At 47.3% G+C, this 25,987-nt stretch carries 23 protein-coding genes and 1 other RNA gene; 5 read left to right on the top strand and 19 right to left on the bottom strand.

Translation table 11 applies throughout. From position 1 onward, the window contains the following. Position 1 precedes the first annotated feature (1 nt). The 18 genes from ACZ5DR_RS12025 to ACZ5DR_RS11940 form a co-directional block, all read right to left on the bottom strand. Positions 2 to 955, bottom strand: coding sequence for a D-alanine--D-alanine ligase (locus ACZ5DR_RS12025; protein WP_377369668.1), 954 nt, complete (start codon positions 953 to 955; stop codon positions 2 to 4). Between the two features lies 1 nt (position 956). After that, complete coding sequence (gene murC / locus ACZ5DR_RS12020; protein WP_377369666.1) at positions 957 to 2,378, bottom strand: UDP-N-acetylmuramate--L-alanine ligase; 1,422 nt, start codon at positions 2,376 to 2,378, stop codon at positions 957 to 959. Continuing rightward, positions 2,371 to 3,447, bottom strand: a complete 1,077-nt coding sequence (gene murG / locus ACZ5DR_RS12015) for an undecaprenyldiphospho-muramoylpentapeptide beta-N-acetylglucosaminyltransferase (protein WP_377369664.1) — start codon at positions 3,445 to 3,447, stop codon at positions 2,371 to 2,373. The genes murC and murG overlap by 8 nt, the downstream gene beginning before the upstream one ends. Further along, the gene (gene ftsW, locus ACZ5DR_RS12010) at positions 3,440 to 4,651 is read right to left on the bottom strand and encodes a putative lipid II flippase FtsW (protein ID WP_377369662.1); all 1,212 of its coding nucleotides are present in this window, start codon (positions 4,649 to 4,651) and stop codon (positions 3,440 to 3,442) included. Before ftsW ends, murG begins: the two co-directional genes overlap by 8 nt. Further along, positions 4,648 to 5,997 carry a UDP-N-acetylmuramoyl-L-alanine--D-glutamate ligase gene (gene murD, locus ACZ5DR_RS12005; RefSeq protein ID WP_377369660.1) on the bottom strand — a complete coding sequence of 450 codons (1,350 nt, stop codon included), beginning with the start codon at positions 5,995 to 5,997 and terminating at the stop codon, positions 4,648 to 4,650. Before murD ends, ftsW begins: the two co-directional genes overlap by 4 nt. 6 nt (positions 5,998 to 6,003) lie before the next feature. Continuing rightward, complete coding sequence (mraY, locus tag ACZ5DR_RS12000) at positions 6,004 to 7,086, bottom strand: phospho-N-acetylmuramoyl-pentapeptide-transferase (RefSeq protein WP_377369658.1); 1,083 nt, start codon at positions 7,084 to 7,086, stop codon at positions 6,004 to 6,006. 14 nt (positions 7,087 to 7,100) lie between these two features. Then, entirely contained in the window at positions 7,101 to 8,459 is a 1,359-nt protein-coding gene (locus tag ACZ5DR_RS11995) for a UDP-N-acetylmuramoyl-tripeptide--D-alanyl-D-alanine ligase (RefSeq protein ID WP_377369656.1), read from the bottom strand. Beyond that, on the bottom strand, positions 8,443 to 9,909 hold the full coding sequence (locus tag ACZ5DR_RS11990) for a UDP-N-acetylmuramoyl-L-alanyl-D-glutamate--2,6-diaminopimelate ligase (RefSeq protein WP_377369654.1): 1,467 nt from the start codon (positions 9,907 to 9,909) through the stop codon (positions 8,443 to 8,445). The genes ACZ5DR_RS11995 and ACZ5DR_RS11990 overlap by 17 nt, the downstream gene beginning before the upstream one ends. A 1-nt stretch (position 9,910) precedes the next feature. Next, entirely contained in the window at positions 9,911 to 11,689 is a 1,779-nt protein-coding gene (locus ACZ5DR_RS11985) for a peptidoglycan D,D-transpeptidase FtsI family protein (RefSeq protein ID WP_377369652.1), read from the bottom strand. Further along, entirely contained in the window at positions 11,686 to 11,964 is a 279-nt protein-coding gene (gene ftsL, locus ACZ5DR_RS11980) for a cell division protein FtsL (protein ID WP_377369649.1), read from the bottom strand. The genes ACZ5DR_RS11985 and ftsL overlap by 4 nt, the downstream gene beginning before the upstream one ends. After that, a complete protein-coding gene (gene rsmH / locus ACZ5DR_RS11975; protein ID WP_377369647.1) occupies positions 11,957 to 12,895 on the bottom strand; it encodes a 16S rRNA (cytosine(1402)-N(4))-methyltransferase RsmH in 939 nt (312 codons plus the stop codon). Before rsmH ends, ftsL begins: the two co-directional genes overlap by 8 nt. Then, positions 12,892 to 13,347 carry a division/cell wall cluster transcriptional repressor MraZ gene (mraZ, locus tag ACZ5DR_RS11970; RefSeq protein WP_464543919.1) on the bottom strand — a complete coding sequence of 152 codons (456 nt, stop codon included), beginning with the start codon at positions 13,345 to 13,347 and terminating at the stop codon, positions 12,892 to 12,894. The genes rsmH and mraZ overlap by 4 nt, the downstream gene beginning before the upstream one ends. 219 nt (positions 13,348 to 13,566) lie before the next feature. After that, positions 13,567 to 13,914: RNase P RNA component class A (gene rnpB, locus ACZ5DR_RS11965), an RNA gene on the bottom strand. A 55-nt stretch (positions 13,915 to 13,969) separates the two neighbouring features. Further along, on the bottom strand, positions 13,970 to 15,289 hold the full coding sequence (locus ACZ5DR_RS11960; protein WP_377369643.1) for a HAMP domain-containing sensor histidine kinase: 1,320 nt from the start codon (positions 15,287 to 15,289) through the stop codon (positions 13,970 to 13,972). Between the two features lie 23 nt (positions 15,290 to 15,312). Next, a complete protein-coding gene (locus ACZ5DR_RS11955; protein WP_377369641.1) occupies positions 15,313 to 16,008 on the bottom strand; it encodes a response regulator transcription factor in 696 nt (231 codons plus the stop codon). Positions 16,009 to 16,191: 183 nt separating this feature from the next. Continuing rightward, positions 16,192 to 17,709, bottom strand: a complete 1,518-nt coding sequence (locus ACZ5DR_RS11950) for a fumarate hydratase (protein ID WP_377369639.1) — start codon at positions 17,707 to 17,709, stop codon at positions 16,192 to 16,194. Positions 17,710 to 17,892: 183 nt separating this feature from the next. Continuing rightward, positions 17,893 to 19,518 (bottom strand): hypothetical protein, encoded by a 1,626-nt coding sequence (locus tag ACZ5DR_RS11945; RefSeq protein ID WP_377369637.1) that lies wholly within the window; start codon positions 19,516 to 19,518, stop codon positions 17,893 to 17,895. A 177-nt stretch (positions 19,519 to 19,695) separates the two neighbouring features. Next, a complete protein-coding gene (locus ACZ5DR_RS11940) occupies positions 19,696 to 20,112 on the bottom strand; it encodes an HIT domain-containing protein (RefSeq protein ID WP_377369635.1) in 417 nt (138 codons plus the stop codon). Between the two features lie 85 nt (positions 20,113 to 20,197). On the opposite strand from ACZ5DR_RS11940, the gene ACZ5DR_RS11935 reads away from it, so the two are divergent. Genes ACZ5DR_RS11935 through wrbA form a run of 5 tightly spaced genes read left to right on the top strand, consistent with a single transcriptional unit; the run spans position 20,198 to position 24,386 of the window. Further along, the gene (locus tag ACZ5DR_RS11935) at positions 20,198 to 21,067 is read left to right on the top strand and encodes an SMP-30/gluconolactonase/LRE family protein (RefSeq protein ID WP_377369633.1); all 870 of its coding nucleotides are present in this window, start codon (positions 20,198 to 20,200) and stop codon (positions 21,065 to 21,067) included. Between the two features lie 34 nt (positions 21,068 to 21,101). Beyond that, positions 21,102 to 22,829, top strand: a complete 1,728-nt coding sequence (locus ACZ5DR_RS11930; RefSeq protein ID WP_377369631.1) for a proline--tRNA ligase — start codon at positions 21,102 to 21,104, stop codon at positions 22,827 to 22,829. After that, a complete protein-coding gene (locus tag ACZ5DR_RS11925; RefSeq protein ID WP_377369629.1) occupies positions 22,780 to 23,430 on the top strand; it encodes an acyloxyacyl hydrolase in 651 nt (216 codons plus the stop codon). The genes ACZ5DR_RS11930 and ACZ5DR_RS11925 overlap by 50 nt, the downstream gene beginning before the upstream one ends. 9 nt (positions 23,431 to 23,439) lie before the next feature. Continuing rightward, the gene (gene arsC / locus ACZ5DR_RS11920) at positions 23,440 to 23,784 is read left to right on the top strand and encodes an arsenate reductase (glutaredoxin) (protein ID WP_377369627.1); all 345 of its coding nucleotides are present in this window, start codon (positions 23,440 to 23,442) and stop codon (positions 23,782 to 23,784) included. Further along, a complete protein-coding gene (gene wrbA, locus ACZ5DR_RS11915) occupies positions 23,784 to 24,386 on the top strand; it encodes an NAD(P)H:quinone oxidoreductase (RefSeq protein WP_377369625.1) in 603 nt (200 codons plus the stop codon). The genes arsC and wrbA overlap by 1 nt, the downstream gene beginning before the upstream one ends. A gap of 115 nt (positions 24,387 to 24,501) precedes the next feature. Here the strand turns inward: wrbA and yegD are convergent, their stop codons facing one another. Next, positions 24,502 to 25,863 (bottom strand): molecular chaperone, encoded by a 1,362-nt coding sequence (yegD, locus tag ACZ5DR_RS11910; protein WP_377369623.1) that lies wholly within the window; start codon positions 25,861 to 25,863, stop codon positions 24,502 to 24,504. Between the last annotated feature and the right edge of the window lie 124 nt (positions 25,864 to 25,987).

Here is a 25,987-nt window from a genome sequence, read left to right as displayed (position 1 = left end):
CTTATTTAACCCCTTGGGCTCTACGCCAACCTAGCTGGGCTATCATCTCAACCAACTCGTCATAGTCGACACCCTCGTGGGCCGCAGCCATTGGCACCAGACTATGAGACGTCATTCCAGGCGAAGTGTTCACTTCTAACACCATAAAATCCCCAGAATCTGTCATCATGACATCTACCCGCCCCCAATCTTCGCAATTCAAAGATTGATAAGCTTTCAAAGCTAGGTCTTTTAACTCTTCTTCCCGCTCAAAAGGCAAACCACAAGGCAACAGATACTGGGTGTCATTCGCCACGTACTTAGCATTGTAATCATACAAAACATGCTCTTCTGAAGGCTTCAAACCAATCGGCGCCCAAGCACGATCACCGATCACAGCAATCGTAAATTCTGGTCCGGTAACAAACTCTTCGACCAAAATATCAGAATCGTAACGCTGGGCGTCTTGCAGAGCCTCAGCTAGGCCTTCTGGGCCATCTACCTTGCTGATACCAATGGTTGAGCCTTCACGGGAAGGCTTAATGATCAAGGGATACGTCATCTCTTTATTGATCTGCGCCACATCCGGTTTATGACTAAAGCATAAGTATTTTGGCGTTGGGATTCCGATCCCCTGCCAGTAGCGCTTAGTTAAGGCTTTGTCCATAGCAAAACCGGACGCTAAAGGCTGACTTCCCGTATAGGGCTTATCCATCAAATCCAGCAATGCTTGCAGACGACCGTCTTCACCCTCTCCACCGTGAAGGGCAATAAAAGCAAAATCAAACGCTACCGCTTGCAGCTGCTTAATCACATCTTGGTCAGGGCCTTCATGGTATAAATCTACCGCTTCTACTTGGTAGCCTTTATTCTTTAAAGCCTGCACCACTCGCGCACCACTCTCTAAAGACACTTCACGCTCAGCAGAACGGCCACCATATATCACAGCAATCTTTTGGTCTTTTAACAGAGACACGTTAGATTCCCTCCGCCGCAAGCTTTTTCGAGATAGACCCGATGTCACCCGCACCTTGCGTAATCAAAAGATCATCAGGGCGCAATACATTGGCTAAAATACTATGTAAATCATCCTCACTGCTCACATGCACAGGATCAATCGTCCCACGCTGTCGAATGCTGCCGCACATAGATTTACTGTCAGCGCCATTAATAGGTGTTTCACCTGCAGAGTACACATCCAGCAACAAGAGCACATCCACATCAGAAAGTACCTTAACGAAGTCTTCGTATAGGTCCCGTGTGCGGGAGTAACGATGGGGCTGATACACCATCACCAAACGCTTCTCTGGCCATCCATCGCGAATCGCTTTAATGGTTGCCCTTACCTCACTCGGGTGATGACCGTAATCATCCACAAACATCACCTTACCACCCTCAGGAAGAGTCAAATCTCCCTGCTCTTGGAAGCGGCGACCAACGCCTTCAAAGCCCATTAGACCGGCTTGTATTGCTTGAGGAGATACACCTAAATCCGTTGCAACGGCGATAGTAGCCAGCGCATTTAACACATTATGACGCCCAGGCATGGGTAATCGAATAGGTAAACTCTCACCTTCAGGAAGATGCGCCACAAACTCACAGTAGCGACCTGTTTGCTTAATATCCGTTGCGTAGAAATCAGCTTCTTGCTCAATACCATAGGTTAAAACAGGGCGACTAAGCTCCGGCATAATAGAGCGAACATTTTCATCATCAACACACAACACTGCCAAGCCATAAAACGGCAGGTTATGAATAAACTCAACAAAGGTACGCTTTACTTGTTCAAAGTCGCCCTTGTAGGTATCCATATGGTCTTCGTCAATATTGGTAACAATGACAGTTTGCGGCTGCAAATGCAGAAACGAAGCATCACTTTCGTCTGCCTCTGCCACCAAATACTTACTGCTACCCAATTGGGCATTGGCCCCAGCACTGGTTAAGCGACCACCAATAACAAATGTAGGAGACTCATCGGTGGCAGCCAAAATAGAAGCCATCAAACTGGTTGTAGTGGTCTTACCATGGGTCCCAGCGACCGCTATGCCATGGCGGTATCGCATCAACTCAGCAAGCATTTCGGCACGACGCACAATAGGAATACGATGCTCTTTACCCCATTTGATCTCGGGGTTTTCTTCATTGATCGCACTAGACACCACAATAACGTGGGCGTTTTTAACATTCTCTTCTCGGTGGCCAATAAAGATTTCAATACCCAAGCCTGATAAGCGCTCCGTGACAGCAGAACCTTTTAGGTCTGACCCACTCACCGAGTAGCCTTGGTTATTAAGTACTTCTGCGATACCGGACATACCCACACCACCCACACCAATAAAGTGGATATTCTGAATTCGACGCATGGTAGGGATGTCATACTGAAACTTGGCTTCAATCATTTTTCATTAACCTTATACAGTGAGAGACAACGGTTTGAGTTGCCTCAGGCTGAGCAACCGTCTTCGCCTGCTCTGCCATCTTCATAAGTTTGTCTTGCTCAGTCACACAAGACGTCAAAATATTCGTTAATTCGTTTAAAGTCAGCTTCGGTTGAGGCACAAGAAACGCTGCTCCTACGCTCTCTAACACTTGAGCATTCTTTGTTTGGTGATCATCAATAGCATGGGGATAAGGCACCAAAATAGACGGTAGCCCTGCAATCGCGAGCTCACTCACCGTCATCGCACCAGCGCGACACAACACCACATCCGCCCAGTAATAAGCCTGATTCATATCTTCGATGTAAGCATCAACTCTTGCTTCCACATGCAAGGCAGAATAACTTGCCTGAACTGCTTCGATATTACGGGCTCCCGTTTGATGCCACACATCTAAACGTATATCCATTGACCAATTTGCGAGTAATTCAGGCACCAGATCATTAATGGCTTTTGCCCCCAAACTACCACCAACCACAAGCAACCTCAGTGGACGAGCATTATCTTCCCGGGGCTTGCGCGTCATTTGTTTCAAAATGGCACCGCGCACTGGATTACCGACAGTCAGCCCATTAGGTAAAGCCCCATCAAAGGCTTGCAAGGTGACATTTGCCACCTTACTTAATAAGGTATTAGTAGTGCCACCGACAGCATTTTGCTCATGAACCACCACTGGGATACGCAAAAGTTTTGCTGCCACACCGCCGGGACCGGCAACAAAGCCCCCCATGCCTAACACTAAATCTGGTTTTGAACGGCGTAATATTGCTAAAGCCTGTCCAACGGAATGGGCAATACGTAATGGTGCCAATGCGAGTCCCATCAGACCTTTACCACGGACACCTTTGATTGAAAGAGTGTGCAAAGGAATATCATGCTGCGGAACAATACGTTCTTCCATTCCGCCCGCAGAACCGATCCATTCAACGTCCATTCCCTTCTCTAAAAATTTTTCAGCACAAGCCAATGCAGGGTAAATATGCCCACCTGTCCCACCGGCCATTAGCATCACTTTTTTAGGTTTAGACACTGCTCATTTCCTCAAATTTTTCCGATGCAGTTGTACGCTTTTTATCTTCCGGCTTTGCCTGGGCAAGACGCCTATTCTCGATATCTACCCGGGCGATAACAAACAGACTGCCCAAGGTAATAATGAGGCTACTGCCGCCATAACTAATCAAAGGCAAGGTCAAGCCTTTAGTTGGCAGAAAACCTGTATTCACACCAACATTGATAATCACTTGAGCCAAAATCAGAATTGCCAAGCCAAAACTCATGTAGCCTTGAAAAAAGCGTCCAAGCCCCATGGCTCGCTGACCGATTTTAAAGGCTCGACTCACTAGCACGCCAAACACCGCCAGCAACAAAAAACCACCAAGAAGTCCCGTTTCTTCAACCCAAACCGAGAACACAAAATCCGTATGGGCTTCAGGTAAATAGGCAAGTTTCTGCACACTATTTCCCAAGCCAAGTCCAAACCACTCACCACGCCCATAAGCAATTAATGCTTGGGAAAGCTGATACCCATCATTAAATGGGTCCGCCCACGGGTCGACAAAGTTCATCAGACGCTTGATTCGGTAACTCTCGGAGACAGCAACCAAACCCAAAGCCGCAACTACCGCAATAACCAAACCTATGAATTGATAAATCGGCGCTCCAGCAATAAACAAAAGAGCTATCACTGTCCCTACCAGCACTACCGATGCCCCAAAATCCGGCTCCAACAAAAGGAATACCAAAAACAAGAAAGACACCACCATTGGCATGCCTGAGCCAATTAACTTTTCTCTTACTCGATCTGCTCGTCGCACCAAATAACCAGAGACATATACCACCATACAGACCTTAGCCACTTCTGACGCCTGCAGGTTAAATACCACCAAGTTAATCCAACGACGACTACCGTTTACCGTTTTACCAATTCCCGGCACCAGCACCAGTACCAGTAACAACAAAGAAAAGGCCATCAGCCAAACACTGTATTGCTGCAAACGCTCTGTTGGCACTGAGAGCATCACATAGCCAAACACCAAGCCAATGAACAAATACACAATCTGCCTGGTCATAAAGTAATAAGGATGCCCATAATTACTTTCTGACAAAAAAACCGAAGCGCTCGACACCATAACAATTCCAAGCATCATCACACACGCCACCGCCCCCAAAAAGACGTTATCGATATGACGCAGTTCACTCAGAGAGACAGGCTCAAAGAACGCTTTCAAATTCATAGGGCTGCCACCAACTTTTTAAAATGATCGCCCCGATGCTCAAAACTCTTATACTGATCAAAACTTGCACAAGCAGGTGAGAAAAGCACCACATCCCCTTGTTTTACATAGCTTTTCAGAGCTTCCATGCATTGTTCCAAATTATCATGGTGAGAGTATGCAGTGCCCTCAGGAACGATGTCGATGATGTGTTGGGCATCTTTACCAAAAACATAAAGATGACTGACAAACTTTGCTAAGGCTGGTGCCAATGGGGAGAAGTCAGCCCCTTTTCCCACGCCACCAGCAATCAAATGAATGGTTGGTGTTCGAGGTGAGCCAAGCCCCTCTAACGCTGCCAGCGTCGCTCCTACATTCGTGCCTTTGGAGTCATTGATGTACACCACATCCTTTAACTCACGAACGGTTTCACAACGATGAGGCAAGCCACCAAAATCACGCAATACACCCTGTACACGAACATCCTCAATGTCCAAGCCAAGCACATCCAAAATCGCCAAGGATGCCAAGATATTGGCATAATTGTGTTCGCCTTTTAGCTTTACATCCTGAGCATTGAATAGACGTTTAACCCCTTTACTCAACCAGATACCGTCGCTGTCACGAAGCAAACCAAATTCTTTAAGATCCGGCACACCCTTGGTAAAAGCACGAACGGGAGTATTTTGAGCCAATAAAGGAGCGGTCAGAATATCCTGCTTATTGCACACAGCCGCTTCACAACCACGATAAATACGCTGTTTGGCACGTTGGTAAGCATACAAGTCGTCATAACGATCCATATGATCTTCGGAGACATTCAACAGACAAGCCACATCCGCCTTTAAAGCATGGGTGGTTTCTAACTGAAAACTGGACAACTCAAGGACATAATAATCCACCTCTTCAGAAATCAGATCCAAAGCCGGTAAACCCAAATTGCCACCCGCAACAGAGCGCTTCCCTAGAGCCAACAACAACTCATTTACTAAGGTCGTCACGGTGCTCTTAGCATTAGATCCTGTGATTGCAATGATCTTGCCATTTGCATAGTCACGAAACAGGTCAACATCTCCACGCATTTTCACACCCGCTTGAGCCAGCTGCTGCAAAATAGGTGTTGCCAAAGCGATGCCTGGGCTGACAAATAACTCAGTTACACCGAGAGTTAAAAGTGCCTCGAGACTCCCCGTGTAAATCCGATCACTGGGACAATATTGCTTCACCTGATCTAACCCCGGCGGATTGTCACGGGAGTCGATCACATAAAAATCCAAACCTTGTTGCGCCAGAAATCGAGCCGTCGACACTCCGGTCAGGCCAAGTCCAACGACAGCACGTACTCGATCGGTCGAAATCAAAGACATAATTTCTTATCTCACCTTCAAGGTCGCAATACCAATCAACACCAAGCACACGGTAATGATCCAGAAACGGACAATCACTTTTGGCTCAGCCCAACCTTTTAACTCAAAATGGTGATGGATTGGCGCCATACGGAAGATTCGTCGCTTCGTGAGTTTATAAGAAGCCACCTGCAGAATGACCGACACCGTCTCCATTACAAAGACGCCCCCCATAATAAACAACACCAACTCTTGACGCACAATCACCGCTATGACACCCAATGCAGCACCCAGCGCCAAAGCACCCACATCACCCATAAACACTTGAGCGGGATAAGTGTTGAACCAAAGGAAGCCCAGCCCAGCCCCAACTAATGCGGAACAGAAGACAATGAGCTCACCGGTACCCTGCACGTAAGGGATCAAAAGGTACTCAGCAAAACGAACGTTACCTGTGAGGTAGGCAAATAAACCTAGGGCACCACCAACAAGCACAGTTGGCAAAATCGCCAAACCATCCAACCCGTCAGTCAAGTTCACCGCATTACTGGTACCAACAATAACGAAGTAGGTTAGCACCACAAAAAACACACCCAGTGGAATGGCCGCATCTTTAAATAACGGAATCAACAGCTCTGTTTCAGCAGGCGTCGAAGCACTTACATACAAATACAAGGCAGCAGACAGACCAAACACACTTTGCCAAAAGTACTTCCACTTGGCAGGCAGGCCTTTAGAGTTTTTCTCCACCACCTTGCGATAATCATCTACCCAACCAATGGCACCAAAGGACACCAAAGTTAATAAGGTCACCCATACGTATTCATTGGTTAAATCGCCCCAAAGCAAAGTACTGATGGTGATCGAAAAGATAATCAGGACCCCCCCCATAGTGGGAGTCCCCGCTTTGCTAAGATGAGATTGAGGACCATCATCTCGCACAGCTTGACCAATCTGCAGACGCTGCAGCAGACGAATCACTTTTCCGCCAACAATCAACGAAATAAACAAGGCCGTCAGCACACCCAAAATGGCACGTAACGACAGATAATTAAAAACTGTAAAAAAAGTAACGTACTTACTTAAATAGGCAGTTAAGAGCAGTAACATGGTTAAATGGGTTCCTAGTCTTTCAACGCGTTAACAATGTCTTCCATTTTGGCCGAGCGTGAACCCTTCACCAAAATCACATGGTCTGAATTTAACGAAGCCAACAACTCTGTTGCCTCGCTCTTTGTCTCACACCGATGGGCAACACCTGCCCCACCGTGCTGTTCAAACCCGTTTGCTGCCAATTCAGCAATCGGGCCAATGGTTATTAATCGGTCAATACCTGCTGCCGCTGCATAGTTGCCAAGACCGGTATGAATGGAAGACTCCAACTCACCCAATTCTCCTAAAGCTCCTAAAACAACCCACTTTTGCTGGTCAGCAAACAGCGCCACCACATCAATGGCAGCCTCGACAGATTTTGGGCTCGCATTGTAACAATCATTAATCATGAGAGCTTTACTTTTTGTTACAATTTGCTCCATACGACCAGGGACCTGAGCAGGATGCTCGATACGTTGAACCACATCAGAAAAATCGTATCCCAGCCCAACCATAGCAAGGGCCACGGCCATAGCATTGGCAATATGATGGCGACCGGGACGGTCTAATTTCATCGGGTAACTGGCCCCTTTGAATACCAGCTCAAATTCAGACCCTACAGCAGATACCTTAATTGATTTTGCATAAAGGGTGGCAGCCGTATTTTCAACGGAAAACGTCAGGCATTCACGCCCGTCTAAGATAGACTCCCAATATGGGTAGGACGCATCATCTAGATTCAGAATAATGACCCCATCAGGCTTGGCCGTCTCGATCAGCTTACCTTTCTCAATGGCAATCCCTTGGATTGACCCAAATCCCTGTAAATGACTTCCGCTGGCATTAGTCAGCACCACCACATCCCCATGGATGGCATGCCCTAATCGCTCAATCTCACCTGGAAAACTTGTTCCCGCTTCAATGATGGCAAACTTGTCGTCAGAAGACGCACTCAATAAAGTCTTAGGCACACCAATCTGATTATTGAGATTACTAAATGTTTTGAGTACTTTAGCCTCGTTTGATAACACATCAGCCAACCAATCTTTCACACTGGTTTTACCGTTACTGCCAGTGATAGCAACAACAGGACAGGTGAAACCATCTCGACTTAAACGCCCAATCTCACCATAAGCCTCAGTGGTGTTTTGAACCTCGATGCGCGGTTCTACTGTGCATGGCTCACTGACCAACACCGCGAGAGCACCTTGCTTAACGGCCTGATCGATAAATGCATGGCCATTAAATCGGTCACCTACTAGCGCTACAAATAAAGCCCCCGCTAACGCCTCCCGAGTGTCCGTAGAAACGGATGTGACAAGCTGATCTTGGCCGACTAATCGTCCACCAGCACGAGCAGCAATGTCTGATAATTTAAGACTGTTTAACATAAGCATTCAGCGCCTTAAGCGCTTCCTCTCTGTCATCAAAATGATGTCGAACCCCCATCACTTCCTGATAGGTTTCATGTCCCTTTCCAGCAATCAAAACTATGTCTTCAGGTTGAGCAGTTGCAACTGCCTTAGTGATCGCGTCACTGCGATCAACAACCACATGTAGCTGCTTAGAAAGAGCTAAATTTTGCCCACTCAGCACTTCATCAATAATTGCTTTGGGGGATTCTGAGCGAGGGTTATCCGAGGTTACCCAAACTTCATCTGCATATTGCTGGGCAGCCTGCAACATCATAGGCCGCTTCCCTTTATCGCGATCACCACCGCAACCAAACACACAAATCAAACGACCTGGGACATGGGCGCGCACCGCAGACAATGCCATATCAAGGGCATCCGACGTATGAGCATAATCCACTAGCACCAAAGGGGCGCTAGTGACTTTTACTGGCTCCATTCTACCTGGGGCGCCATTGAGATTCGCTAATGCAGCAACCAGCTCCCCTTTACTTGGCGCAACACGCCATACCGAGGCCAAAGCCGCCAAAGCATTTTGAACATTAAATCCACCCAACAAGGGCAAGAAAACCTCATAAGTGACACCACACAACAACAGCTCAAGCTGAACCCCTGTTTGCAGGTAGTTTTTACTAACAACACTGAAATCAGCACCAGCCCCTTGGGAATACGTCCACACAGGAGCCACACTCTTTTCAGCCATATATTGCCCGTAATCCGAGTCAATACAGATCACGGAACGCTGCAACCCAGAAAAGCCAAAGAGCTTACTTTTGGCCATCGCATACTGCTCCATGGAGCCATGATAGTCGAGATGGTCCCGCGTCAAATTTGTGAAAACTGCGGTAGTAACAGGCACACCGGCAAGGCGCTTTTGATCTAGAGCATGGGATGAGGCCTCAAAGGCAACAAAATCGATCCCTTGCTGAGCGAATTTTGATAGCAACTTATGTAACGTAAGAAGGTCTGGAGTAGTTTGTTTAGCTTCTTCCAATTGGTCCAGTGGACCAATGCCGAAAGTCCCCACCATGGCACTGTTAAAACCAATCTGATTGGCTAATTGAGCAATATAAAAACAAGTGCTCGATTTACCATTGGTCCCCGTCACGGCAACAATATGCTCAGGTGCTGGCCCATATACTTGACGCACTAACGCGCCCAAGACCTCTTCCAGCCCTGCCACTTCAATGATGGAAATTTTATCGTGAACAATCTGGAGACCCTGAGGCACCAAAGCTAAGGTACAACCTTTCTCTGCCACCTGCTCTAGGTAGTCCCAACCATTTGAGGTCACGCCAGGTAAGGCAATAAAGACGGAATACTGATCCACTAAACGAGAATCGGTCTCTAAGGACCGATACTCTATCTGCTCTAATGTGTTAGGAAGTGGAAGCTCTAACCAATGGGATAGCTGCGCACTTGAGAACATATCAATTCCCCTGCACGATGCGATATGGGGTTTTCGTTTCGAGACGAACCTCGCGCAACCCTTCAGGTCTGTCTGGCGGGATATTCAGCACAGTCAGCGCCCCCTCCATGACCCGAGAAAAAACAGGCGCAGACACTTCACCGCCGTAATACTCTTGCCCTTTCGGATCATTGACCATGACCACCATAGCTAGGCGTGGATCTGTCGCAGGCACTACACCGGCAAACAATGAGACGTACTGATCATACTGGTAGCCAGAAGCTCCCACTTTGTGCACCGTACCGGTTTTGCCCGCGACATTATAGCCAGGAATCTGAGCTTTTTTGGCCCCTTGGGCAACCACTTGCTGCAACATCCCTACTACATCATGGGCGATGTTAGCTGGTACCACTTGCTCCCCATCAGGCGGCAAGTCTTGTTTAAAAATAGTGACTGGCACTTTGTAACCACCATTTGCTAACACCATATATGCCTGTGCTAGCTGAAGAGTAGACACTGAAAGGCCGTATCCATAGGACAGTGTTGCAATTTCAGAGGGGTGCCACTTAGGGTGCATTGGCAATACGCCCGTTGCTTCACCGGGGAAACCAATCCCCACTGGCGTACCAATACCCAGTTCGTAAAACATGTTCCAAATAGTGTCTTGAGGCAAAGACAATGCGATCTTGGAGGTTGCCACGTTACTGGACTTAACCAGAAGCTTCTCCAAATTGATTTTGCCATAGTTGCCCAAATCTCGAATGGTGTAACGCCCAAAGCGAATATAGCCTGGAGAGGTATCAATAATGGACTCTGTTGTGTATTGACCAGAACGCATGGCCGCCGTCACAGAAAACGGCTTCATGGTAGACCCCGGCTCAAACAAATCGATAACAGCTCGGTTACGCAGCTGATCATACTCTAAATCAGAACGATCATTAGGGTTATAGGAGGGCTGATTCACCATTGCCAAAATTTCGCCGGTACGCACATCCAAAATGACGGCCGAAGCCGAGGTTGCTCGCTGCTCGGTGACCGCTGCTTTGAGTTCTCGATAGGCTAGGTACTGCAATCGCATATCGATGCTTAACTCAATATTTTCCCCTGCTCGTTCGGGTACTTCTTGGCCAAGCACACTGATGATATTACCTTTAAGGTCCTTAACATAAGACAATTTACCGGGCTTTCCTTGCAAGGCTTTATCGTAGGCCAACTCAATACCTTCCTGACCTTTGTCATCAATATTGGTAAAGCCGACGACTTGAGCAGCCACTTCCCCAGCCGGATAAAAGCGTTTGTATTCCTTAATCTTACTAACACCTACAACACCTGCCTCAAGGATTGCTTGGGCTTCATGGGGCGGAATTTGACGTTTAAGGTACATAAACCCTTTGTTACGGTTGGTCTCAAAACGCTCTTCCAACCAAGCTCGGCCCACCCCCATTACTTCTGCTAGGCGCGCTATTTCTTGTTTCGCTGTTTTACGCTCTTTAGTGGGATCAAGCGCTCCAGCAGGCACAGTATCGAGCGCCCATAAAGAACGGGGATCGGCAATCACTGTCCAAGTAGGAGTACTGACGGCTAAGGGCTCACCATTTCGATCAAGGATCATACCGCGAGTCGCTGGAATAGATTCCGTACGCACCGCCCGTATTTCACCTTGGTTCTTTAAGAATTCCTTATCTAGAACCGTCAAATAAAACAAACGCCCTGCCGCCACTGAGAACAGAACAAATGCGAGGAAGTAGACTAGGTAAATCCGCCACTTCGTTGGTTGGTTATTAATCTCGTTTGTACTCATGGCTTCACTATGACCAATTCATCCTGACTCGGGGCATGCATATTTAAATCTCGAATAGCCGCCTGCTCTAGACGGCTTGGCTGGGTTAAAGCACTTTGTTCCAGCAAGAGCTGCCCCCACACCACTTCATAATTCACTTCATCTTTCTTTAGCTTTTGCAGGTAAGCGAAATCCTTGCGGAAGTCATAAACCTGCACCACTAACACAATCGCCATCACTCCCATCGCCAGCAAGGAAACAAGAAATGACAGCGGCTTGACGTTCGGATTATTCACTTATCCGTTCCATAACTCGCAATACCGCACTGCGAGATCGCACATTGTCACCCACTTCATTTTTAGAGGGCTTAAGCGCCTTACCAACCGTCTTAAAATGGATATCTAAGTGAGCATTTTGGATCGGCAAATGACGAGGCAAATCCGGCCCTTTACACATCCTCTTCATAAACTGCTTAACAATTCGGTCTTCCAAGGAATGGAAGCTAATCACTACTAGACGTCCACCCACTTTTAAAGCCGCCGCGGCCGCTTCAAGCCCTTGCTCTAGATCCCCAAGCTCATTATTGATATGTATGCGGATACCCTGGAAAGCACGAGTGGCTGGGTTTTTACCTTTTTCCCAAGCTGGATGAGCTTCTGCCACAATTTTGGCTAATTGCTTGGTCGTAGTTATTGGAGTATCGGTGCGATAATTAACAATGGCCTTTGCAATACGACGGGAAAATCTTTCCTCACCGTATTGGTACATGACATCAGCAATTTCTTTTTCTGGAGCAACTGCAATCCACTCAGCAGCACTCATGCCTGCATCAGGATTCATGCGCATATCAAGGGGACCATCATTCATAAAACTAAAGCCACGGGAAGCATCATCCAGCTGCGGAGAGGACACCCCCAGATCCATCATGATACCGTCCACTTTCTCGACACCAAAAACATCAGGGATATGTTCAGCCATGTTGGCAAAACTGTCTTGAACAATGGTAAAACGGTCATCTTCTGCTTCGAGAGCTTTGCCATGACCAATAGCCACAGGATCCTTGTCGAACCCAAGCATTCGCCCATTGGATAGACGGGACAGCACAAGTCGCGTGTGACCACCTCGGCCAAAGGTGCCATCAACATAAAAACCGGCGTCATCTGTCACCAGCATGTCGACCGACTCATTCAGCATCACACTAATATGTTCTGGGGTGCTATCTGTCATAGAGATATATCCATCATGCTATCAAGTTCTAAATTTTCTAAATTCGTTTCCGACAAGTATTCTTCACGCTGAGCATCCCACTCTTCCTGAGCCCAAATCTCGAGCTTTTTACCTTGCCCTAACAAGGTGGACTTGCGTGCAATCTTAGCGAAGTCCCGTAACGGCCCTGGAAGCAAGATCCGTCCTGCGCTGTCCAGGTCCAAATCTGTCGCATGCCCCACCAACAAGCGCTGTAAACGTCTCGCTTGAGGCTGAAAAGACGGCAACTTATCCAACTTTTGCTGAATTTGCTCCCATTCCTGCACCGGATATAGCAGCAAACACCTAGACGCTGGATCGATCGTCACTACCACACTGGGCTCATCGTATTGAAGAAACTCATCGCGTAAGCGTGCCGGGAGCGCCATTCGCCCCTTTGCATCCACGCTGACCTGATGAATTCCTCTAAACACGCCCATTACCCACTTATCGACACCATAACCCACAATTTAACACTAATTTTTCCAAATGGTAAAAAAAAACCCAAAAAAACTGCTCCAAAGGGGAAAACTTACACTTTGAATACACGGAGTTTTTGAGTTTTAGGCGTTTGTGGATAAAAAATGGGGCAAAACTTGTATGAGAAAAGAAATAAGCACTGGGAAAAATATAGACATACAAAAGGAGAGAAGAATGCAAGTTGGCCGATAAGCCGGGTTCTGTCGTGGACAGCCATTCATCTAGGCTATGCATCGCTACATAGCTCGAGCAACCTACCCGAACTCAGTGCGGGTCACACCGATGAGTTCCTATTTGGTCTTGCTTCAAGTGGGGTTTACCATGCCACGAACTGTTGCCAGTCGCGCGGTGCGCTCTTACCGCACCATTTCAACCTTACCGGCAGTAAACTGCTTAGGCGGTATATTTTCTGCTGCACTTTCCGTAGGCTCTCGCCCCCCAGGCGTTACCTGGCACTTTACCCTGCGAAGCCCGGACTTTCCTCCCCCCAGAGACTGGGCGGCGACTGCCTGGCCAACTTGCGGATGGGGATACTACAGTCTGACGCTGTAATTGCAAGTAGAAATGAAAAGAAGTTTATAAGGGAAAGCAAAAGCGCACTTCTAAGCCACCTTCTGGACGATTAAGTGCCTGTATTTCACCGTTATGAGTATGGGCAATACGCATAGCAATTGTTAACCCGACACCAAAGCCACCACTGTTGGCCTCCCGAGCGGACGAGGAGCGAAAGAAAGCATGGAAAATCTTATCTAGCATCTCATCCGGCACACCAGGGCCATTATCTTTTATGGAAATAACGGCTCGGTTATCAACCACACTGGACTCCACTTCAACCACACCGCCATCGCCTGCGTAAAAACACGCGTTTCGCAGTACGTTTTCTACTGCATGTCGCAATTGCACCGCATCACCATTCAAGTGTTTTGGTGTTGCCCCGACACGACTGATAGAAATACCTCTGAGCTGAGACTCAAACTGCACGTCTGAAACAATCTCATCCAACCAAGGCTGAAGTTCAATCTGCTTTTTCTCTAACGAAGCAGCCTCTAACCGAGATAAGGTCAACACCTCACCAATGAGCTCATCCAACTCATGCAATTCATTGCGAATACGATCAAGGTAGTTTTGTTGAGCGGGCTGACCTTGCTTATCTTCGGCAATCGTTAAAGCCACTTCGATACGCGCTAATGGCGTACGGAGCTCATGGGACACATCCCGCAAAAGCCGCTCTTTTGAGTCCAACAAGGTACCGAGACGCTCCGCCATCTCATTAAACTCACGAGCCAAGTTACCAATGGCATCTTGACGACGCACTAAGCGACCATCCACACGGGCAGACATCTCACCTTGACCAAATTGACGTGTAATTTTCTGCAGTTTTAGCAAAGGCCCCAATAACCAATAGGCCAAGATACCACTGGACACTAACAAGCCCAGCAGGGATAAAAACGCTATCCCCCAAGGACCAACAAAGTCTGCTGTGGGATTAGGGCGAAACACCAGCAAATATTGAGTATTCTTCGACCCCACCACTTGAATAAACTGGCTGCGGCGAAAATCAGCGGAAGGCGAAGGGGCGCCATCTTCTAAGGAAGAATCTAATCCGGAGTTATTATTGAAATTTTTCGGTAAAGGACGCAACAGCGGTTTACCATTCTCTTGGTAGATATAGATGCTGCCATCTAGTCTCTTTTCGAAGCGCTGGGCCTGATCTGTTAAAGCATCAGCCCCCTCTTCTTCATATACAGAAACGAGAGTGACACCTATATCCCCCAAGACATCTGCGGATACCTGATTTCTATCTTCAATAAAGTCTACTACTCCAAGACCAATGGCCACGACCACAATATTGGAAAATAGAACAACTAAAAAAACACGGAGAAAAGTGTTCTTCATATAATCAGGCAACCATCTCAATTTTAACCCTCAGCACCATCTACAAAAATGTAACCTACGCCACGAACCGTTTTAATACGCGGCTCACCATTATCGAAGTTTCCGACCTTCTTACGCAAGTTACTGATGTGCATATCCAAACTGCGGTCGTACATAGTCAATTTACGACCTAGCGCTTTTTCTGACAATTCCTGTTTAGTCATCACCTGCCCAGGCACCATCATCATACACTCAAGCAAAGCATACTCAGATGTGGTCAGCTCAATCGCTTCTTCGTACAAGTAAACGGTACGGTCGCGACGACGAAGCAATACGTCAGATAGCTCCAAGTCAGACATTGGATCGTCTTCTTTCTCTTGGGAAGAACGACGCAAGATTGCCTTGATACGGGCCAACAGCTCACGCGGATTAAACGGCTTAGACAAGTAGTCATCTGCCCCCATTTCAAGACCTAGAATGCGATCAATATCATCGCCTTTCGCGGTCAACATAATGACGGGGATAGAGCTCTTGTTACGTATCTGCTTCAAAGTCTCAAAGCCATCAAGTACCGGCATCATCACATCTAGAATCACGATATCAGGGCGATCCTGTTCCATGTAGTCTAATGCTTCTTGTCCGTTCCACGCATGAGTTACTTCGTAACCCTCTCCATCAAAGTACTCTTTTACTAAGTCTGAAAGACGAGCATCGTCGTCTGCTAAAAGCATCTTAACCATAATCAACCCTTTTAAATGTAAAGTCGTTTGACTCTTAGATAGTATGGTAGTAAGCGCACAATTAAATCCCTCTTTTCAATGTGCTGACACTTTTTACTAATCGACTGACGTATTGCCCCCTAAAAAAACAAAAACGCCCCCTGAGATCCACTCATAGGGGCGTCTTTACAATTGAAGGAGGCGTTATTTCACTTCGATCACTTGCTCTTCAATGCGTGCTTTCCATTCGGCTGGACCAGTCAAATGAACGGAAGTACCTGCCGCGTCCACCGCAACAGTCACCGGCATATCCACCACATCGAACTCATAAATGGCTTCCATCCCCATTTCAGGGAAGGCTACTACATCCGCTTTCTTAATGGCTTTAGACACCAAGTATGCAGCACCGCCGACCGCCATCAGATAGACAGCACCAAACTCTTTGATCGCTTCGATTGCCACAGGACCACGTTCTGCTTTACCAATCATGCCAAGTAAACCTGTCTTCTCAAGCATGGTATGGGTGAATTTATCCATACGTGTCGACGTGGTTGGACCTGCTGGACCTACCGCTTCGTCTTTTACTGGATCCACAGGCCCAACGTAGTAAATAAAGCGCCCTTTGAGATCTACTGGCAATTCTTCGCCATTAGCAATCATCTCAACCATTTTCTTGTGAGCAGCGTCGCGGCCCGTCAACATTTTACCGTTTAATAGGATGGTTTCACCTGGCTTCCACTCTTTCACCATTTCAGGGGTGATTTCATCCAAGTTCACACGGCGAACACTGTCACCCACTTCCCAAGTGATATCTGGCCAATCATCTAAAGAAGGTGGAACTAGATCCGCAGGACCTGAGCCATCCAGTACGAAGTGCGCATGACGAGTTGCCGCACAGTTTGGAATCATAGCAACAGGCAAAGACGCGGCATGGGTTGGGTAATCCATAATTTTGACATCTAGTACTGTCGTTAGGCCACCAAGACCTTGTGCGCCAATACCTAGATTGTTAACCGCTTCAAAGATCTCTAAACGCAATTCTTCTGCACGGTTTTGTGGGCCACGAGCTTTCAATTCATGGATATCGATGGGTTCCATCAAGGACTCTTTCGCCATCAACATGGCTTTTTCAGCCGTACCACCAATACCAATACCCAACATACCTGGAGGACACCAGCCCGCGCCCATCGTAGGTACTGTCTTCTTAACCCACTCAACAATTGAGTCAGATGGGTTCAACATTGCCATTTTAGATTTGTTCTCAGAGCCACCGCCTTTCGCAGCAACATGCACTTCAACTGTGTCACCAGGAACCACTTCCATATGAATAACAGCAGGAGTATTGTCTTTGGTGTTTTTACGGGCACCAGCAGGATCATCCAGAATGGACGCACGCAGTACGTTATCCGGGTGCAAGTAAGCACGGCGCACACCTTCGTTAATCATGTCAGTGACGCTCATAGCGCTTTCCCACTGAACATTCATACCGACCTTTACAAATACTGTCACGATGCCTGTGTCTTGACAGATCGGACGCTTACCTTCGGCACACATACGAGAGTTAATTAGAATCTGAGCCATCGCATCTTTTGCTGCTTGGCTTTCTTCTCGCTCGTAGGCTTCATGGACGGCTTTAACAAAATCTAGAGGGTGGTAGTAAGAGATAAACTGAAGTGCGTCGGCCACGCTGGAAATCAGATCATCTTCTTTAATAATGCTCATGCGACTCTCCTGCTGAGTATTATGCTTTTATGAGGAAGCAGAATGTTAAAAGATGCGCTGACGCATTAAAAGGTTTTACTAAAATTTTCAGCAAATATACCAGCCATTCACAAAATCAATATTAATTCCCAACCAACAAAAAAGCCTCCGTATGCAGGAGGCTTTTTTATACTCAAGGCTGAATCAGGCTTTCTGAGACGAATGAGGATGTCGCACGGAATACTGCACATACTCTTCAAGAATGGACGAAGTAAAATTCTCGCGCTCTGTCAATGATGGAATCTGCTCCGCCTCCCAATTAATCAAGCTCACGAAAACAGAATATTTATTGATGCAACCATAGTTCAAATCACGGACACTGATTTGATGCGCCTCCATTAGGCGTAACACTTGCTCGATGACTTTTTGACTTTCAAACTGACTGACACCTTCGATACTCTTCAGCATACGCTGAACCCGCTCCACTGGGTTTTCAGACACTTTCGGCTCCGCTTTTGAACGGCTTGCCATCAAGAACTTATCCAGCATTTCTTCAGTATACACTTCACGCTCATGTACATCGGAAACTTGCGCGCTTTCACGCTCTAGCAAACGGATAAATAAACTCTTGTTTTGAATGTCCGAAAACTCAAGATCCCGCAGAGTTAAACCGCTTTCTGTCATGATGGTGATCACAGCATCGTAAGACTCTTTAGCTGAATCATTTCCCTTGGCTGCTAGGGACAGATGACGACGCAACTCATGCATGATCTTCGCAGCGCGATAGTCTTCTTTCATCTGCACGTGTTGGGTGTACTGCTCTTTACAACCTTCCAGCTTAGCATTGAGCTCTTCAAAACCTTGTTGGGCATCTTGCTCAGCACGCAAAGAGCTTATCCGCAATTCTGAACGCTCAGTCTCCCATGCTTCGTAAGCACGAGCCCGAGCTTGGAAAGCTCTTTCAATAGCCTCTTCAAAGCTTTGCTCGATGCGAGCACGTTCAGAACGCTCTTTCTGCTCTTCTAACTCAATGGCAGCACGTTGGGCTCGTCGAGCAGACAAAGACTCTTGCGCAAGAATAAGCTGGCTTTCCAACCCTTGAATCTCAGACTGAATAGTGGATTCATCAAAGTCCATCAAACGATCATGAACCTTCGACCAATAGCCATCTTGCTCAAAAGGCACGTCAGGATTGCTAGATGCGTATTGATTACGAAGAGTTTCCTTGAAGGCTTCCCCAGAAGGACGAAATGCTTGGGCCGCATCAATCACATTATCATGAGTGGCAAAACGATCTTCCGCCACGGCGGGCTCTGCATGTATGTCGTCGGGATCTTTACTGGCTTCCATTTCTACTTCTTCACAAATAACATCTTCGTTTAATTCTTCTGCGGGTTCTACCGAATCCACTGGGTCATCCACAGATTCTAGCTCTGGCTCGGCCGCTACCTGCTCAGCTGCAGATTCATCTCCCGAATCTTGAGACTTGGACGACTCAGTAACCGAGTCCTCACTGGCAGCCGCTTGCTGGGCATTACATTCTGATTGATTAGAAAAATCGACTTCTGATTCAAAATCCACTGAATCATCATCAAGAATAGTCTTCGCATTAGCGTAGGCTTTCTGAGGATCTACCGGTTTCTCAGAAAAACGACGCTGAGACACATGCTCTGAAGTACTGACAGTATTGGTTGCTGTCTTAGCATGGCGTGGCGGCCCGCTCCAGCTCACTTTGAACAATGTGGTTCGATCACACAGCTGATACATGGGGATATCCCCTTGATTTAAGCCATTCTGGAGAATGATGGCTTCAGCATGCCTAAATGCCATACTGGACTCGCTTGAGTTGGTCGAAGTTGCGAGATTTAGTAGCTTTACAACTTTCCCGATCGCTTTCTTTTTCCGTCTCAGACTCATTATTTGCCGCCTTTGTGCTTTTTGACTCTGCAACCAATACTTAATCAATCAACAAACAACACGCCATACATCATCTCATTGGCTTATCAACTAAAAAGTAAGATCTTCTGCTAACAATCCCCTAACCTTTAGCAAAATGCTCGCCAACTCTTCTTCAGTATAACCCAAAGCTGGAATTTGCCCCCATACAGGCTCAGGCCAGCAGGGATCATCTACATTCCGCGCCACATGGTGAAGATGCAATTGACGCACTTTATTACCAATTGCAGCCACATTTAACTTATCAGGGGCAAATACATCCTGCATCATTTCCGCCAAGAGGCAACTTTCTGCCATCACCTGCATACGATCTTCCGGCTGCAAATGATGAAGTTCTTCTACCTCCTCTCGACGTGGTACAAGTATAAACCAAGGCACATGACTGTTGTTTATTAACCGCAACTGACTCAAGGGGAAATCTCCAACCCAGACAGAGTCTTTTTCTAAAACCGTATCTAATTCAAACATGTCCATGACTTCCTATTTACATTACCGCGCTAGATGCGCACTATAGCACTCTAATTTAAAATGTTGCCAATGACTTGGAGTCCCCATGACGGAAATGCGTTGTGTCCTTGACGCACAAGCCAAACTCGCCGAATGCCCTCGCTGGGATGAGCAAACCAATACTCTTTATTTTGTGGATATTGACTCCTTTGAGTTACACGCCTTCCATCTCGATACTGGCGATCACGCAAAGCGAACGTTTGACGAAGAAATCGGCTGTTTTTCACTCACCCAAAATGGCGGCTTCATTGCTGCATTTCGCTCTGGTGTCTATACCTTTGCAGACTTCAATGCGCCATTAATCCCTTATTGGCTAGCGGACTACGATCAAAAAACCACCCGTTTTAATGATGGCCGCTGTGACCCTAAAGGTCGCTTCTTAGCAGGCACCATGTACTCCCCTAAAGACGCTTTCCTTGGCGGCCTTTACCAATTCGAAAATGGTCAGCAACTTTTGCTCGATCAAGCGGCTTGGACATCTAATGGGTTGGCCTTCTCTCCAGACCACAAAACTATGTACTATTCGGATACCCCCAACCATATTGTCTATCAATTTGATTACGACGTAGAGACGGGAAAAGCCACAAACAAGCGGACATTTATTGAATTCCCTCGTGGCAACGGCCGCCCCGACGGCGCCGCTGTCGACGCTGAAGGCAACTATTGGTCCGCTCTTTACCAAGGCCAACGGGTGGTCAAAATTAGTCCTGAAGGGGACATTTTGGCGGAATACCCTGTCCCTGCCACTTATCCAACCATGGTCGCTTTCGGCGGCAAAGACATGAAGACTCTATTTGTCTCCACTTGCCGTGGCGCTCAAACAGAAGAAGAACTTAAAAGTTTCCCCAACGCTGGGGGAATTTTTGCGCTAGACACTGACACTCAAGGTCAGACTGAATTCCGCTTTGCGGGTTAATTGAAGACTAAATTTTAGAAAGACGAATAACACTATGCGTGCAAGCAACTACCTATTTTCTACCTTACGTGACGCACCTTCTGATGCTGTGGTCACAAGCCATCAACTGATGATACGCGCAGGCATGATCCGCCAAGTATCTAAAGGCTTGTACACTTGGCTACCCACTGGCATCAAGACATTTAAAAAGGTTGAAAACATCGTCCGCGAGGAAATGCAAAAAGCAGGCTCCCTTGAAGTGATGATGCCTGGTGTACAGCCAGCAGAGCTATGGCAAGAAACTGGCCGTTGGCAAAAATATGGCCCAGAGCTTCTGCGCCTAAAAGATCGTCATGACCGCGACTACTGTGTGGGCCCAACCCATGAAGAAGTCATAACGGACCTTGCCCGCAACGAACTCACAAGTTACAAGCAGTTGCCGCTTAACATGTTCCAAATTCAGACCAAATTCCGTGACGAAGTGCGCCCTCGCTTTGGCGTCATGCGTTCTCGCGAATTCGTGATGAAGGACGCATATTCTTTCCACATATCACAAGAATCTCTGCAAGAGACTTACGATGTGATGCATCAAGCCTACTGCAACGTATTTGACCGAATTGGCCTAGATTATCGTCCAGTACAAGCGGATTCAGGCTCTATCGGTGGTGCTTATTCTCACGAATTCCATGTGCTTGCCGACTCTGGCGAAGATGATATCGCTTTCAGCGACTCGTCTGACTTTGCAGCCAACGTTGAATTGGCTGAAGCCATCTGCGCAAAAACTGAAGCAGATGCTGCCACACAAGCCCTGGAAGAAGTCTTCACACCAAACTGCAAAACCATTGCTGCGGTGGCTGAATTCTTAAAGTTACCGGTTGAGAAAACCGTTAAAACCATGCTGATCAAAGCCACAGACGAAGAAGGCGAACCTTCTATCATTGCTTTGGTATTACGTGGTGACCATGCAATCAACGAGATTAAAGTTGAGAAAATCAAAGGTGCAGTAGTGCCATTTGAGTTCGCAACCGAAGCCGACATCATTGCTAAAGTGGGCTGCCAACCAGGCTCTATCGGACCTAAAGGCCTTAAAGAAGCAGGCGTTCGCGTCATTGTCGATCGCTCCGCTGCCGTCCTGTCCGACTTCTGTGCTGGTGCCAACAAAGATGACTACCACTTCATCGGCCTTAATTGGGCCCGTGATTGCGCCGAGTTCGAAATCGCAGACATTCGTAACGTGGTTGAAGGGGATCCATCTCCAGATGGTCAAGGCAAAATCGTCATCAAACGCGGCATTGAAGTCGGTCATATTTTCCAACTTGGACAAACTTACTCTGAGTCCATGAAAGCGACCGTTCTAGATGAAAACGGTAAAGCACAAACCATGTGGATGGGCTGTTACGGCATTGGCGTGTCTCGCATCGTAGCGGCTGCCATTGAACAAAACTTCGATGATCGAGGCATTATCTGGCCAGAATCCATTGCACCGTTTCAAGTGGCCATCGTTGCCATGAATTACGAAAAATCAGAAGCTGTTCGCGATGCTTGTGAAACCCTATACAAAGACCTTCAAGAGAAAGGAATCGATGTGATCCTAGATGATCGCAAAGAACGCCCGGGTGTAAAATTCGCAGATTGCGAACTACTCGGCATCCCTCATCGCTTAGTGGTGGGTGACAAAGGACTTGCAAATGGCACTTTAGAATACAAGAGCCGCAAAACAGGAGAAGGCGAAGATGTTAATCAAAGCAGTGCCGTTTCGTTCATCTTGGAGAAATTGGCCTAGCGCCAAACCCACACTGCTGGTAATCAGCCTGAGTGCCGTTGGCACTCAGGCTGCTCACGCAGCAGATGCAACTATCTGGCGAAGCGCTATGGGCGCAACCGTTATTGCCACAGCATTAACTAATGCACTAGGTTCAGACACCATGCTTTTGGAACTGGGCACAGGCAATGACATTTACTTTGCGCGCTACTCCGCACGCTGGTACTCAGATACCTCCACCACGTTTAGCAACGGCTTAACCATCACACCATCGCTGCAGGCAGGCTATTCTAAGTGGCAGAGCGCAAAAGACTCCAGCTCATCCGCCACCAACAATGTTATCGATCTGCTACCGGTATTTCGCTGGGAAGGCTCAGCCCTTCCACTAGTCGATTTTATTGATACCGGCGTTGGGCTCTCAATCTTTAGCAGTGATGAATTAGCGGGCCGAAAGTTTGGCGGGCCATTGCAGTTTAACAACTACCTTGGAATCGGTTGGCGCTTCGGGGAAGACGATAACTGGGAAGCCTCGGTCCACTACCAACACTACTCCAACAACAACATCTACGAAGAAAATAACGGCGTAAACTTTGCCCACATTTCCATCGGATACAACTATTAAGAAACCATTATGACAGTTATTTACCATAACCCTCGTTGCTCCAAATCCCGTGAAACACTTCAACTTTTAGAAGACAACAACATCATTCCTGAGGTGAAGCTTTATTTGCAAACACCTCCAACAAAGGAAGAATTGAAAGAGTTACTAAATAAGCTTGGAATGACTTCCGCCCAAGAACTGATGCGCAAGAAAGAAGAGGACTATAAGACCTTAAATCTAAAATCAGAAAGTGACGAAGAAACGCTAATAGACGCCATGATCAACCACCCTAAACTGATCGAGCGCCCTATCGTCGTTCACGGGGGCAAAGCGAAAGTTGGTCGCCCACCAGAATCGGTGCTTGAGCTATTTTAATGAATATCAACCTACTGATTCTGTATTACAGTCGCCACGGCTCTGTGGCGACTATGGCAAAACATATCGCCCGTGGTGCTCAACAAGTCGCCAACACTCATGTGGTCATACGCCAACTACCTGACGCTTCCTTCACCACAGAACAAACCAGCGACCCTATTCCTGAGTCCGGCTACCCATATTGTGAATTAGACGACCTAGCAGAATGCGATGGCCTAGCCATTGGCTCCCCATCCTACTTTGGCAGCATGGCAGCCCCAGTAAAGTTATTTCTGGATCAAACCAGCACCCTTTGGATGAGCGGACAGTTGATCGACAAACCCGCCTGTGCCTTTGCCAGTGCCAGCTCCATGCACGGCGGACACGAGATGACACTGCAATCTATGATGATCCCCCTACTACACCACGGCATGGTTTGGGCTGGCTTACCCTACAAAAACAAGGCTTTGATCAATACCAAAGCAGGAGGCACTCCTTACGGTGTTACTCATTTAGCGTCTCATACCTCTGATACAGGATTATCAGATGATGAAATCGAATTATGTGTTGCCCAAGGCAAACGATTAGCTGAGCTTGCTACGGCCCTAAAAAAGCGATCATAGACGCAAACAAATCCCCAAGAGCTTACTCGGCACCCGTTAACCAACAGGGTGCCGTGCAAGCCTAACGCTTCTTGGAAAGCTCACAATAACGCCTTCGCCACTTATATTAACGCTACTATCCAAACAATCGTTGCGCCCATACCGTTAAGCCGCTGGCCACACTACCAAAGTGATCGCCATCTAAAACGGGGATATCACCGATTTCTGCCCGTATCGCCGACTGTACTGCAGGAGATTTTGCAGAGCCCCCCGTTATATAAATAACATCTGGACGCTCCCCGGCTTCTGCAATGGCGCTTTTCATGAGCCTAACCATCTTCCCTAAAGGAGACTCCACTGCGCGGGTAAACGCATCACGTTCAATCGTTACATTTAATTCTGGCTCGATATAATCCAACTTTACTTGGTAGGACATTTGCTCTGACAACCCAATTTTGGCTTCTTCCGCATTACGAACCACATGAAAATTATGCTTATGTTCACGCATCAAGATAAAACGGTCCATCAGCTTAGGATGAACCATATCCATGCGAAGCTGCTCCATCTGAACCTTACTATCTAGACTGGCAAATATCCCTTGTGCAGACACATCATTGGTTGTCACAGCATTCCAATACAACTGGGTCGGCATCGGTAGACCCGTTTTTAACTCAGCCCCCATACCAAATACCGGCATCAACTCACGACCAGCAAGTTGAATATCAAGATCATTCCCACCTACCCGCTCCCCGGTATAAGCCAAGAAATCCTCAGAGCGATCAAGTTTATCCCGGTAGCTAGGCCCCATTCGCACCATTGCACAATCACTGGTACCACCACCGATATCAACCACAAGCACCGTCTGATCTTTGGACAAATTCCGCTCAAAATCCAATCCCGCAGCAATTGGCTCATACTGAAACTCAACGCTTTTAAAACCTGCACGCTTCGCCGCAACAGACAAGACATCCAGCGCCTGAGCATTACTTTCTTGCGCATCCAAGCCCTGAAAATTGACTGGCCGACCAATCACTGTATGAGTTAGTTCTTGCCCTGTTGACACTTCAGAACGGCGCTTAACATTCAGCATCATCAAAGCAACAATGTCTTCAAAAAAGGCTATATGCTCAGCCCTTAGCCCTGAACCACCAAGAAATGACTTAGGGGACTTTACAAAATAACCATCTTCAGGGAACTGGTAGTACTCTGAAAAAGCCTCTCGCCCATAAAACACAACCGTATCATCAGACTCATAACCTTCCCCAACACGAAATCTACGCGCTCGAGTCAAGATTGCTTGTCGCGCTTGAAGATAGGCCTCTCGTTGATCTGCTGATAAGCCCAATGCAACGGCCTCAGTGATCAGATCACGGTGCATCGCGTACACTGTAGAAGGCAAGTATTTGTGCTCACCCTCTAATCGTAGCAACTCAGGCACCCCAGATTTCATAACGCCTAAAGCACAATTGGAGGTACCATAATCAAATCCACAAAACATCTTATTGCCTCCAAATCTAAAAAAGCCGTGGACTGTACCACAGTCATTGTCCCCCGTCAGCGTAAAGCCAAGAAAGCACGTTATCTGCTGTCCCACTACTCATAATAGGTTTATAATGGTTGTC

This window comes from Marinomonas vaga, assembly GCF_055388305.1.
Note: the sequence above shows the minus strand (reverse complement) of the source record. Positions and strands in the feature narration are given on the sequence as shown.